The organism is Ureibacillus terrenus (assembly GCF_006569205.1).
In the GTDB taxonomy this organism is placed as follows: Bacteria; Bacillota; Bacilli; order Bacillales_A; family Planococcaceae; genus Ureibacillus; species Ureibacillus terrenus.
In genome coordinates, this window is record NZ_VIGD01000007.1 from 38,093 (window position 1) to 50,335 (window position 12,243).

Below are 12,243 nucleotides of genomic sequence, written 5' to 3' on the forward strand. Positions count from 1 at the left end.
CATTTTGTTATAACCAGAAACTTTTAATAGGGCAGGACAAAATCCTGCCCGCGTCCGTTATTTTTTCGTTTCAACCGGTTTCTCTTCTTTATTTGCCGGCAAGATGTTGAGAGCATCGGCTGGCTGAAGATCATCCTCTTCATCCATATCCCTTAATTCAATTTCTTCTTCGTCAACAGTGAGCATTTTTACATCCAATCCCAGTGACTGAAGCTCTTTAATCAATACTTTAAAACTTTCTGGCACGCCAGGCTCTGGAACATTTTCGCCTTTCACGATCGCTTCATATGTTTTTACGCGGCCGACAACGTCATCGGATTTGATTGTTAATAGCTCTTGGAGTGTATAAGCCGCACCATATGCCTCCAGCGCCCATACCTCCATCTCACCGAAACGCTGACCGCCGAATTGCGCTTTACCGCCCAATGGCTGTTGAGTTACAAGTGAGTATGGGCCAGTTGAACGCGCATGTAGCTTATCATCAACCATATGCGCCAATTTGATCATATACATGATTCCGACGGAGATTCGGTTATCAAATGGTTCTCCGGTACGGCCATCATAAAGAACCGCTTTACCGTCTCTTGGCAAGCCTGCTTCTTCCATTGTGTTCCAAACATCTTCTTCGTTTGCTCCATCAAATACCGGTGTTGCCATATATACGCCCAATTTGTGGGCAGCCATACCCAAATGAAGCTCCAACACTTGTCCAATGTTCATACGGGATGGTACGCCTAATGGGTTTAACATGATATCGATCGGAGTTCCATCCGGTAAAAACGGCATATCTTCCACCGGCAAAATGCGGGAAATAACCCCTTTGTTACCATGGCGACCGGCCATTTTATCTCCGACGCGGATTTTACGTTTTTGAACAATATAAACTCGCACCAGTTGGTTTACACCCGGCGGCAATTCATCCCCGTCTTCCCGGTTAAACACTTTTACATCCAGAACAATACCGCCTGCTCCGTGCGGCACCCGCAAGGATGTATCACGGACTTCACGCGCTTTCTCACCGAAGATCGCATGGAGCAACCGCTCTTCGGCAGTGAGCTCTGTAACTCCTTTTGGCGTTACCTTACCAACTAGAATATCGCCATCGCGCACTTCCGCACCGATGCGGACAATACCCCGTTCATCAAGATTGCGAAGGGCATCCTCGCCTACGTTCGGGATATCGCGGGTGATTTCCTCCGGACCGAGTTTAGTATCGCGCGCTTCAGACTCATATTCTTCAATATGAATGGACGTATACACATCATCTCTTACGAGGCGTTCGCTCATGATGATCGCGTCTTCGTAGTTGAAACCTTCCCAAGTCATGAATGCGACAAGAACATTGCGTCCCAATGCCAGTTCACCTTTATCCATGGAAGGTCCGTCAGCAAGAATGTCTTTCGGTTTTACGCGATCCCCGACTTTCACGATTGGAATCTGGTTAATGCATGTTCCGTGGTTGGAACGTTGGAATTTTTGAAGTTTGTATACATCCAGTTCTCCTTTCACTTCTTTTCCATCTTTCATTTCAATACGGCGAACACGGATTTCACGCGCTTCAACATGCTCCACGATTCCCTCATGTTTGCAGACAACCGCCGCCCCAGAGTCGCGGGCGCTGACATATTCCATACCAGTTCCGACATATGGCGCCTCAGGCTTAATTAACGGCACTGCTTGGCGCTGCATGTTCGCACCCATCAATGCACGGTTTGAGTCGTCGTTTTCCAGGAACGGAATACATGCCGTTGCAGCAGATACTACTTGTTTAGGCGATACATCCATGTAGTCAACCAATTCTCTTTTGAAAACGGTGTTGATTCCGCGGAATCGTCCTAAAACTTCTTCTTTTGCGAATGTTCCGTCCGGATTTAACGGCGAGTTTGCCTGGGCAACAATGTAATTGTCTTCTTCATCGGCAGTTAAGTAATCGATTTGGTCTGTCACCCGGCCAGTTTCAGGGTCAACCCGGCGATATGGCGTTTCAATAAAACCAAATTTATTTACTTTTGCGTAAGTGGACAATGAGTTGATAAGTCCGATGTTTGGACCCTCCGGCGTTTCAATCGGACACATGCGGCCGTAGTGTGAATAGTGAACGTCCCGCACTTCCATGCCTGCGCGTTCCCTTGTCAAACCGCCAGGTCCCAATGCAGATAGACGGCGTTTATGCGTCAATTCCGCCAATGGGTTTGTTTGGTCCATGAATTGCGATAATTGCGAGCTTCCAAAGAACTCTTTAATCGCTGCAATCACCGGACGAATATTAATTAATTGTTGCGGTACGATGGAAGCCGTGTCGTTGATGGACATGCGTTCGCGTACAACCCGTTCCATGCGGGAAAGCCCGATTCGGAATTGGTTTTGCAGCAACTCACCGACAGAACGCAGACGGCGATTTCCTAAATGGTCGATGTCATCCACATTTCCTACGCCATACAGCAAATTGAAGAAATAGGATAATGTCGCGATAATGTCAGCTGGCGTCAAGTGTTTAACATCTTCATCGACATTGGCGTTGGAAATGACATTGATGATTTTTTCTTCTTCATCATTAGGAGCATATATTTTAACGGATTGGATTGTAATATCTCCATCCAATACCCCGCCTACTTGGGATAATGTACGGAATCCGACGCCTTTCTCCAAGTATGGGAGAATTTTATCCAATGTACGGCGGTCGAGAATTGTACCTTTTTCAACAATGATTTCTCCAGTTTCAGGATCTGCCAATGTCTCGGCAATTTTTTGATTGAACAATCGGTTTTTGATATGAAGTTTTTTATTCATTTTATAGCGCCCAACAGCTGCCAAGTCATATCGTTTCGCATCAAAGAAACGGGAATATAGCAGGTTTTTGGCGCTTTCAACTGTTGGCGGTTCGCCTGGTCGCAAGCGTTCGTAAATTTCGATCAATGCTTTCTCAGTACTGTCTGTATTGTCTTTTTCAAGGGTATTCCGCAAATATTCGTTGTCACCGATAATATCGATAATTTCCTGGTCGGATCCGAATCCTAGCGCTCTTAACAGCACAGTGGCCGGCAATTTGCGGGTACGGTCGATGCGTACGTATACGACATCTTTCGCATCCGTTTCAAACTCGAGCCATGCACCGCGATTCGGGATAACCGTAGCGCCAAACCCTTTTTTACCGTTTTTATCAGTTTTATCGTGATAATATACGCTTGGTGAACGTACCAATTGGGATACAATAACACGTTCAGCACCGTTTATAATAAACGTACCTGTTTCCGTCATTAACGGGAAATCTCCCATGAATACATCTTGTTCTTTCACTTCATCAGTTTCCTTGTTATGAAGACGTACCTTTACGCGCAAAGGTGCAGCATAAGTTACATCTCGTTCCTTGCATTCATCGACGTCATACTTTGGTTCTCCCAATGAAAAATCGACAAATTCAAGGGAAAGATTTCCTGTAAAATCCTCGATAGGGGAAATTTCTTTAAATAACTCAAGAAGCCCTTCTTTAAGGAACCAGTTGTAAGAGGATAATTGGATTTCAATTAAATTCGGAAGCTCCAACACCTCTTTAATGCGCGCAAAGCTTCTGCGCTGGCGGTAACCGTACTGAACTAGTTGACCAGTCAACTTATTCACCCCTCAATAAAGCGATAATAGGTCTTTGCAAAATCAAATAAATAGTGTATGATTTTCCAAAGACGAAAAGACAAAAAGAAAACGAGACTTTTCTAAAACCTCATTTTCGATTAAACTTAAATTATCCATGGCAAGTATACCCACATCAAAATGAATGCATACAAAAGGACATACTCCCAAAAAATAATATTTTTGCATTTTATTATGTTATCATAGCCAATTTGTCAAGTCAATAATTTATGGAAATACGATTATTTTACGGCTTTAATGATCCAATACCCTTTTTTCCTCTCCATTATTTCCGCAAACCGAAACTTCTCTTCCAAATACTTTAATGTAGATGGCGCTCCTTGCTTTTTCTGAATCACAACCCACAGTTCCCCTCCGTCGCTCAGATAATGAAACGCTCCGTCGTATATTTTAAAAACCGTTTCTTTCCCGGCCCGGATTGGAGGGTTAGTTAAAACAGCGGCCACATTAACCCCTTCATCAACATATACCCCGTCACTTTCAAAAATTCGTACATTTTGGATTCCGTTCAGCTCCGCATTTTTTCTTGCCAATTGAACCGCCCGTTCATTGATATCCATCATGACAACGGTACGGTCAGGGTATTCTTTCGCAACGGCTAATCCAATAGGGCCGTATCCGCATCCGACATCCAAAACTACCCCTTCAATATCAGGCATTTGAAACGTTTCGATTAACAAACGGGATCCAAAATCTACTTCGCTTTTACTGAATACGCCAGAATCGGTCTCAAATAAAAAAGAGTGTCCTAAAAGCGTACATCGCCACTGCCGGGGTCTGCTTTCCGTCTGGGGTTTCCTGGAATAATAGTGTTCAGTCATTTTAAGCGCCTCCCTCATAAAATGAAGAAAAGCTCGCCAAAAACGACGAGCTTTTATTATTTTAGTATAGATAATCCTTAAGTAAATTATTACTTAAGTTCTACAGAAGCACCAACTTCTTCAAGTTTAGCTTTGATTTCTTCAGCTTCTTCTTTGGATACGCCTTCTTTAAGTGGTTTTGGAGCGTTGTCAACTAATTCTTTTGCTTCTTTTAAGCCAAGGCCAGTGATTTCGCGTACAACTTTGATAACTTTGATTTTTTGGTCGCCCGCGCTTGCTAATACTACATCAAATTCAGTTTTTTCTTCAGCAGCAGCACCAGCAGCAGCGCCACCTACTACAGCCACTGGAGCAGCAGCTGTTACACCGAATTCTTCTTCGATCGCTTTTACTAATTCATTTAATTCAAGAACTGTCATTTCTTTAATAGCTTCAATAATTTGTTCTTTAGTCATTCTTTTCTCCTCCTATTAATTAGTATTTTTAGGCAATCCGCCTGGATTCAATATAAAAGGCTAAGCGAAAAATTACGCACCTTGTTCTTCTTTTTGTTCTGCAACTGCTTTTGCAGCAAGAGCAAAGTTGCGAATTGGAGCTTGAAGCACTGAAAGTAGCATTGAAAGTAGACCTTCGCGGGATGGAAGATCTGCAAGAGCTTTCACTTCTTCAACTGTTGCGATATTTCCTTCAATTACACCAGCTTTGATTTCAAGCGCTTCGTTTTCTTTTGCGAAATTGTTAATGATTTTAGCCGGCGCTACAACATCTTCGTTGGAGAAAGCAATTGCATTTGGACCAGTTAAAAATTCGTTTAGTCCTTCCAAACCAACTTCTTCAACAGCACGGCGTGTTAAAGTGTTTTTGTACACTTTAAATTCAACGCCCGCTTCCCGAAGCTGTTTGCGCAGTTCAGTCACTTGAGCTACATTCAAACCGCGGTAATCCACAAGCACAACGGATGCAGCGTTTTTGAATTTTTCCGCAATTTCCTGCACTTGCGCTTTTTTTGCTTCGATTGCTTTTGACATTTTGACACCTCCTATAGAATGGGTCATTCATACCGCTAAAAGAAAAGCCTCCGTGTAGACACACGAAGGCATAAAACGTCATCATCAAAGAATCGATTTATGACCTCGGTAGGGAAAGTTTAAGTGCAAAAGCACCCCTACTGTCTACGGTACAAATGAATCACAATATTCACTTTAGAACATCATCCATGATAATCATGGACAGGATAATTGTCAATAGTTTTATCCTTTTTTCAATTTATTAGTTAACTACTACGCTGGAAGAATCGACTTTAATAGATGGACCCATAGTAGTAGTGACGTACACAGATTTCATATAAGTACCTTTAGCTGCTGCAGGTTTTGCTTTTTGGATCGCTTCAAATACAGCTTTAAAGTTTTCCACCAATTTATCAGTTTCAAAAGAAACTTTACCAATAGGAGCATGAACAATACCAGCTTTGTCAGCGCGGTATTCCACTTTACCTGCTTTGATTTCTTGCACTGCTTTGGCAACATCAAAAGTTACTGTTCCTGTTTTAGGGTTTGGCATTAATCCTTTTGGACCTAAAATACGTCCAAGTTTACCAACTTCGCCCATCATATCAGGTGTCGCAACGATTACATCAAATCCGAACCAGCCTTGCTGGATTTTTTCGATGTAATCTGTATCTCCTACATAATCAGCTCCAGCAGCTTCAGCTTCTTTCGCTTTTTCACCTTTCGCAAACACTAATACACGTTGAGTTTTACCTGTACCATGCGGAAGAACAACTGCTCCGCGGATTTGTTGGTCGTTTTTTCGTGTATCGATGTTTAAGCGGAAAGCCACTTCCACAGTTGCATCGAATTTAACATTGCTAGTTTTTTGAGCCAATGCAACCGCTTCTTCTACCGGATATAATTTTGTACGATCAACTAATTTTAAAAGTTCTTGCATTCTTTTGCTACGTTTCGCCATTATTTTATCCTCCTTTGTGGTTTTAGCGGAATTTACCTCCCACGAATAAAGGTTGCGGGTTCTACAGAACTTGCGCAACCTCTAAAACTCAACACGAGTTACTTGGGATTCGTCAACGGAATTAGTCAACAATCTCAATGCCCATGCTTCGTGCTGTACCTTCAACCATTCTCATAGCCGCTTCGACAGATGCAGCGTTTAAGTCAGGCATTTTAAGTTCTGCGATTTCGCGAACTTTATCACGTTTAACCGTTGCTACTTTTTTGCGGTTTGGCTCGCCAGAACCTGATTCGATACCTGCCGCTTTTTTAAGTAGAACTGCTGCAGGTGGAGTTTTTGTGATAAAAGTGAAAGAACGGTCTTCAAAAACTGTAATTTCAACAGGTATAATTAAACCTGCTTGGTCAGCAGTACGTGCGTTAAATTCTTTACAGAATCCCATGATGTTTACACCAGCTTGACCTAATGCAGGACCAACCGGTGGCGCCGGATTCGCTTTACCAGCAGGGATTTGAAGTTTAACGACTTTAATTACTTTTTTAGCCACGAGACACACCTCCTTAAGTCCGTGATGTGGTATTTGGGTTGCCCCTCCCACTCGAATATACATTTATCAGCAACGCCGATAAAAACATCTTTAACTCCATTCTCAGACTAAAAAACTAGTCTGACCTATGAAATGATACCATTTTTCATATTCTTAGGCAAGTAAAAATGATATAAATGGGCAAATTATTTATCATTTAAGCTATTTTCAAGCACACGATCTTAACTTTCCGCTTATACCCGTTGCACTTGTTCAAAATCAAGTTCCATTTTTGTCTCCCGTCCAAACATGTCCACAGAAACCTTTACTTTTCCTTTATCCACATCAATTTCTTCTACATTTCCTTTGAAATTTTTGAATGGGCCATCTAATACTTCCACTAAATCGCCGACCGATATATCCAGCTCGCCAATTGCTTTTTTGTGCAATCCCATTGAGCGGAGCAAACGATCCACTTCTTCGGGCAATAAAGGCGTCGGTTTTGCGCCTCCACCAGAAGATCCGATAAAACCTGTCACTCCAGGAGTGTTGCGGACAACATACCAGGAATCATCGGTTAAAATCATTTCAACTAACACATACCCCGGGAACACTTTACGTTTAACCGTCCGTTTTTTCCCATCTTTTAAATCTGTTTCTTCATGTTCAGGAATCACTACCCGGAAAATCAGGTCTTGCATTCCCATTGTTTCAACACGTTTCTCAAGGTTCGCTTTCACACGATTTTCATAACCTGAATAAGTATGAATGACATACCATTGTTTTTCCATAATGTTCGCTGGACTCTTCGTCCTTCCCTCCTTTAAAATGGCATAACCGCTGACACTATGTTATTTACATTATTATACAATAATAAATGAAAAAAACCCGCGAATGACGAACGGGCTATTTCAAAAAATATTACTGTTCGGTTATAAATCTAAGTACCAACGGATTGCTTCCGAAATCCCCAAATCCACCAACACAAAAAAGAGCGCGAAAAAAATCACGGTAGTAATGACAACGATTGTGTATTTTGTAAGCTCTTTGCTTTTTGGCCAACTCGTTTTTCGCATTTCGGACATGACTTCATGCAAAAATTGTTTGATTTTGCCCATCCTCGCTTAACCTCCGAAAAAATCTTTCTATGTCTTCTATTTCCATCAGCGCGTTTGTTTATGCAATGTATGCCGATTGCACCGCGGACAGTATTTTTTTAGCTCTAATCTGGTCGCAGCATCTTTCTCCGGATAAGTGTAATTTCTGGAACCGCACTCCGCGCAGCATAAAATCATTTTCTTAGCCACAAAGAAAACCTCTATTCTGGCATTTTATCTTTTAAAGCCTAACACCAAAAAAACACACTGTCAATATTTACGAGCAGAGATTCAAATAATTTCCCCATTTTCCAAATGGCGTTCCAATTTCCGCTTTACCCTTTGCAATGCATTATCAATCGACTTTACATGACGGTTCAATTCTTCGGAAATTTCATTATATGATTGTCCATCCAAATACAATGTCAACACCTGCTGTTCAAGTTCGCTCAAGATTTCACTGATTTTTTCTTCAAAATGGGAGTATTCTTCGCGGTTTATCATCAGCCGTTCAGGATTTTCCGATTCCGAACTTGTAATGACATCCATCAACGTCCGATCCGACTCTTCGTCATATATCGGTTTGTCAAGAGAAACATAGGAATTGAGGGGAATGTGTTTTTGACGGGTCGCTGTCTTGATAGCCGTAATGATTTGACGCGTAATGCATAATTCTGCAAAAGCTTTGAAAGATGTAAGCTTGTCCCCCTTAAAATCCCTTACGGCTTTATATAAGCCGATCATCCCCTCTTGGATAATATCTTCCTTATCCGCTCCAATTAAAAAATAAGAGCGGGCTTTCGCCTTTACGAATACCCGGTATTTATTAATCAAATAATCCAATGCTTCCGTATTCCCCTGATGCACCAATTCAACAAGCTGTTCATCCGTTAGCTTCTCAAAAGGTTGTGCTGCTTTAGATTGCTCTGTTTTTAGCAACGGCCTCACCCCAGACGTTTAAATCGTATTAGGAACAGTATAAATGAGTTGGAAAAAATCGGTCAATGCGTTATTTTAAACCTCTCCTCCATTTTTCAAAGGCCAACTCTACTTCTTTCGATAATGGGATTCTAGATTTCGGTTTCTCTTTCTGCGACTTTTCTATTTTTTTTGATATATTCGATTGAATAATCTCCATTTCTATTTCCAATTCCCGGGCTGACTTCCTCAGGGCTCCATTTCCAAAAATGACGCTTTGTTCAGCCATGTCAGAAGTAGCTACATAAATCTGAACTTTTCTCCCCTGCAATTCACTTGATAACTTTTCGATTCGTTCGTCGGCTGTTTCATTTTTTCTTGTAAAAATCACTTCGACCGAATTTTGGACATATGACCGTTCCGCTCCGGAAACATGATAAGCATCAAATACAACAATGACACGGTACCCCATTGCGGCTTGGTATTCCGCCATCAATTCAATCAAGCGGTTTCTGGCTTCCTCCAAATTTGTATCCTTCAATGCCCGCAATTCTTTCCACGCACCGATCATATTGTATCCATCGACGATTAAAATGTTTTCCATCGCTAATCATTCTCTTCTTGCCTTTTTCGGTACACTTCATACATCAACAATGCCGCAGCCACTGAAGCATTCAAAGAATTGACATGGCCGACCATCGGCAAATAATAAAGGAAATCGCATTTTTCTTTTAGCAAACGGCTCATCCCTTTCCCTTCACTTCCTATAATGATGGCCAGGGGCAGGGCAGCATCCATTTTGCGATAGTCGATGCTGCCTTTTGCGTCTGTTCCGGCAATCCATAGACCTCTTTCCTTTAACTCATCCACTGTTTGGGCCAAGTTATTCACCCTGCATACTGGAACATGCTCAATTGCCCCGGTAGAAGCTTTTGCCACCGTTGCTGTAAGGCCAACTGAACGTCTTTTTGGTATTATTATACCATGAACGCCTATTGCATCGGCAGTTCTTAAAATCGATCCAAGATTATGAGGGTCTTCCAATTCGTCCAATATGACGAAAAACGGGTCTTCGTTTCTTTCTTTCGCCACTTCAAATAAATCATCAAGCTCCGCATATTTGTAAGCAGCTACGGATGCGACAATTCCTTGATGATTCGCATCGGTCAGTTGATCGATTTTTTTCTTTGGAACATACTGCACTAACACTCCACGTTTCCGCGCCAAATCAAGCACTTCTTTAATGCCGGATTTATTCACGCCTTCGCCGATCCAAATTTTATTGATTTCCCTTCCCGAACGAAGGGCTTCCAATACCGGGTTCCTTCCTGCAATCAATTCTCCGCTCCCGCTCATTTTACCGCTCCTTTCGCCTCTTCAACGATTTGAATCGCGTAATCAATGATGTGATTGACACGTTCATATTGCTTTGCTAAATAAAGCCCCCCGAGAACCGCCTCAAAGCCGGAACTGTTGCGGTAGGTTTGAATGTCTGTATTTTTTGGGACCGTGCCGGACTTTGCATTGCGGCCCCTTCTGAAAATCGCCAGCTCCTCATCTGTCAAAAAATGTTCTTCAATCATGCGATGGACAATCATGGACTGGGCTTTGGCCGAAACATATTTTGTTGCTTCTTGGTGCAGCGTGTTTGGTTTCGTACGCCCTCCCAATATCAAATGTTCCCTGATGCGCACGTCCAACACTGCATCTCCCATATAGGCTAAAGCAAGCGGATTTAATTGTTTGACATCTACTGTTTGGGTCATATTATGAACCTCTTCTCCAACGTGTCCCTTGGCGTGTGTCTTCCAAAATAATATTCATTTTTAATAGCTGATCCCGGATTTCGTCAGCCCGTTTAAAATCACGATTCTTTCTCGCAATATTCCGTTCCTCAATCAATTTCTCAATTTCTTCATCCAAAATTTCCTGTTCGCCGGCCATCTTGATTCCCAATACATCGCTAAGTTCATCAAATGTTTGAATAAACGTTTTCAGCACTTTTTCGTCGGTATTGGCTTTGTTTACGTACGTATTTGCCAGGCGGGCAAGTTCAAACAAAACGGAAATGGCGTTGGCCGTATTGAAATCGTCATCCATTTCCTTTTCAAATTCCTTTTTCAAACCGTCGATTTTTTCTAAATAACTTTCACTTTCTTCCCCGAGATTTGTTGCGGAATTTAAGCGATGTTGAAGATTCGCGTAAGCGATTCGCAACCGTTCCAGCCCATTGCGGGCCGCTTCGATCAATTCTTCCGAGAAATTAATCGGATTGCGATAATGGACAGATAACATGAAAAATCTTAATACTTGCGGATCCACTTTTTTAATAATGTCATGCACCAAAATGAAATTCCCCAAAGATTTTGACATTTTTTCATTATCTACATTAATATACCCATTATGCATCCAATAACGGGCAAAAGGCTTTCCGGTATAGCTTTCTGATTGGGCAATCTCGTTTTCATGGTGAGGGAATGTCAAATCTTGCCCTCCCGCATGAATGTCAATCGTATCTCCCAAGTGGGCACGGGCCATGACGGAGCATTCAATGTGCCATCCGGGACGGCCTTCTCCCCAAGGGCTGGACCAGTGGATTTCCCCCGGTTTTGCGGCTTTCCATAGGGCAAAGTCTAACGGATCTTCTTTCTTTTCTCCCGGTTCAATGCGGGCACCTACTTTCAAATCGTCGATGGATTGATGACTCAGTTTCCCGTACCCCTCGAATTTGCGCGTGCGGAAATAGACATCCCCTTCCGATTCATAAGCATATCCTTTATCAATTAATACTTTTATAAATTCAATGATATCATTCATATGTTCCGTTACCCGCGGATGAACATCCGCCTTTTTGCATCCGAGAGCCGTAATATCTTCAAAATAAGCTTTAATAAAGCGCTCCGTCAGTTCGGAAACTTCTTCCCCCAATTCATTTGCCGCCTTAATGATTTTGTCGTCCACATCCGTAAAGTTGGATACGTATTTCACATCATACCCTTTATATTCCAAATATCTTCTCACTGTATCATATACGATTGCCGGACGGGCATTTCCGATGTGAATATAGTTATAAACCGTCGGCCCGCATACATACATCTTTACTTTCCCTTCTTCAAGAGGAACAAAAGGCTCTTTCTTTCTTGTCAAAGTGTTGTAAATCTGAATTGTCATGCTATTCTCTCCCTTCCATTCTTCAAAAAATGTCTTCCGTGCAAATTTTCCGTCTTACTACTAAATTACCACCTTTTCCGTCACGAAGGCCAAC

The 12,243-nt window shown here is 42.2% G+C and carries 14 protein-coding genes and 1 other annotated feature; all 14 genes read right to left on the minus strand.

Annotation, left to right across the window (positions count from 1 at the left end):
* Positions 1–57 precede the first annotated feature (57 nt).
* Positions 58–3,618 carry a DNA-directed RNA polymerase subunit beta gene (rpoB, locus tag FKZ59_RS06770; protein ID WP_181733217.1) on the minus strand — a complete coding sequence of 1,187 codons (3,561 nt, stop codon included), beginning with the start codon at positions 3,616–3,618 and terminating at the stop codon, positions 58–60.
* 251 nt (positions 3,619–3,869) lie between these two features.
* Positions 3,870–4,469, minus strand: a complete 600-nt coding sequence (locus FKZ59_RS06775) for a class I SAM-dependent methyltransferase (protein WP_141601997.1) — start codon at positions 4,467–4,469, stop codon at positions 3,870–3,872.
* An 89-nt stretch (positions 4,470–4,558) separates the two neighbouring features.
* Positions 4,559–4,924, minus strand: a complete 366-nt coding sequence (gene rplL, locus FKZ59_RS06780; RefSeq protein ID WP_141601998.1) for a 50S ribosomal protein L7/L12 — start codon at positions 4,922–4,924, stop codon at positions 4,559–4,561.
* Positions 4,925–4,996: 72 nt separating this feature from the next.
* A complete protein-coding gene (gene rplJ, locus FKZ59_RS06785) occupies positions 4,997–5,497 on the minus strand; it encodes a 50S ribosomal protein L10 (protein ID WP_141601999.1) in 501 nt (166 codons plus the stop codon).
* Positions 5,498–5,528: 31 nt separating this feature from the next.
* Positions 5,529–5,665 (minus strand) — a sequence feature (ribosomal protein L10 leader region).
* 73 nt (positions 5,666–5,738) lie between these two features.
* Positions 5,739–6,437: a 50S ribosomal protein L1 gene (gene rplA / locus FKZ59_RS06790; protein WP_141602000.1), complete on the minus strand. Its 699-nt coding sequence runs from the start codon at positions 6,435–6,437 to the stop codon at positions 5,739–5,741.
* A 121-nt stretch (positions 6,438–6,558) separates the two neighbouring features.
* Positions 6,559–6,984, minus strand: coding sequence for a 50S ribosomal protein L11 (gene rplK / locus FKZ59_RS06795; protein ID WP_141602001.1), 426 nt, complete (start codon positions 6,982–6,984; stop codon positions 6,559–6,561).
* Between the two features lie 233 nt (positions 6,985–7,217).
* A complete protein-coding gene (nusG, locus tag FKZ59_RS06800; protein ID WP_141602002.1) occupies positions 7,218–7,754 on the minus strand; it encodes a transcription termination/antitermination protein NusG in 537 nt (178 codons plus the stop codon).
* A 141-nt stretch (positions 7,755–7,895) separates the two neighbouring features.
* The gene (gene secE / locus FKZ59_RS06805; RefSeq protein WP_141602003.1) at positions 7,896–8,081 is read right to left on the minus strand and encodes a preprotein translocase subunit SecE; all 186 of its coding nucleotides are present in this window, start codon (positions 8,079–8,081) and stop codon (positions 7,896–7,898) included.
* Between the two features lie 45 nt (positions 8,082–8,126).
* Positions 8,127–8,258: a 50S ribosomal protein L33 gene (rpmG, locus tag FKZ59_RS06810; protein ID WP_141602101.1), complete on the minus strand. Its 132-nt coding sequence runs from the start codon at positions 8,256–8,258 to the stop codon at positions 8,127–8,129.
* Between the two features lie 93 nt (positions 8,259–8,351).
* Positions 8,352–8,999, minus strand: a complete 648-nt coding sequence (gene sigH, locus FKZ59_RS06815; RefSeq protein ID WP_141602004.1) for an RNA polymerase sporulation sigma factor SigH — start codon at positions 8,997–8,999, stop codon at positions 8,352–8,354.
* Positions 9,000–9,069: 70 nt separating this feature from the next.
* Complete coding sequence (locus FKZ59_RS06820; RefSeq protein WP_141602005.1) at positions 9,070–9,582, minus strand: NYN domain-containing protein; 513 nt, start codon at positions 9,580–9,582, stop codon at positions 9,070–9,072.
* A 2-nt stretch (positions 9,583–9,584) separates the two neighbouring features.
* Positions 9,585–10,334, minus strand: coding sequence for a 23S rRNA (guanosine(2251)-2'-O)-methyltransferase RlmB (gene rlmB, locus FKZ59_RS06825; RefSeq protein ID WP_141602006.1), 750 nt, complete (start codon positions 10,332–10,334; stop codon positions 9,585–9,587).
* Positions 10,331–10,744, minus strand: a complete 414-nt coding sequence (locus FKZ59_RS06830; RefSeq protein WP_141602007.1) for a Mini-ribonuclease 3 — start codon at positions 10,742–10,744, stop codon at positions 10,331–10,333. Before FKZ59_RS06830 ends, rlmB begins: the two co-directional genes overlap by 4 nt.
* A gap of 1 nt (position 10,745) precedes the next feature.
* A complete protein-coding gene (gene cysS / locus FKZ59_RS06835) occupies positions 10,746–12,149 on the minus strand; it encodes a cysteine--tRNA ligase (RefSeq protein ID WP_141602008.1) in 1,404 nt (467 codons plus the stop codon).
* Positions 12,150–12,243: the final 94 nt, after the last annotated feature.

Bases quoted from the DNA above. Each gene is read 5' to 3' on its own strand.
- rplL (WP_141601998.1), bottom strand. From the start codon at position 4,924: ATGACTAAAGAACAAATTATTGAAGCTATTAAAGAAATGACAGTTCTT.
- FKZ59_RS06775 (WP_141601997.1), bottom strand. From the start codon at position 4,469: ATGACTGAACACTATTATTCCAGGAAACCCCAGACGGAAAGCAGACCC.
- FKZ59_RS06820 (WP_141602005.1), bottom strand. From the start codon at position 9,582: ATGGAAAACATTTTAATCGTCGATGGATACAATATGATCGGTGCGTGG.
- FKZ59_RS06830 (WP_141602007.1), bottom strand. From the start codon at position 10,744: ATGACCCAAACAGTAGATGTCAAACAATTAAATCCGCTTGCTTTAGCC.
- nusG (WP_141602002.1), bottom strand. From the start codon at position 7,754: ATGGAAAAACAATGGTATGTCATTCATACTTATTCAGGTTATGAAAAT.
- rpmG (WP_141602101.1), bottom strand. From the start codon at position 8,258: ATGATTTTATGCTGCGCGGAGTGCGGTTCCAGAAATTACACTTATCCG.
- rplJ (WP_141601999.1), bottom strand. From the start codon at position 5,497: ATGTCAAAAGCAATCGAAGCAAAAAAAGCGCAAGTGCAGGAAATTGCG.
- rplA (WP_141602000.1), bottom strand. From the start codon at position 6,437: ATGGCGAAACGTAGCAAAAGAATGCAAGAACTTTTAAAATTAGTTGAT.
- rlmB (WP_141602006.1), bottom strand. From the start codon at position 10,334: ATGAGCGGGAGCGGAGAATTGATTGCAGGAAGGAACCCGGTATTGGAA.
- cysS (WP_141602008.1), bottom strand. From the start codon at position 12,149: ATGACAATTCAGATTTACAACACTTTGACAAGAAAGAAAGAGCCTTTT.
- secE (WP_141602003.1), bottom strand. From the start codon at position 8,081: ATGGGCAAAATCAAACAATTTTTGCATGAAGTCATGTCCGAAATGCGA.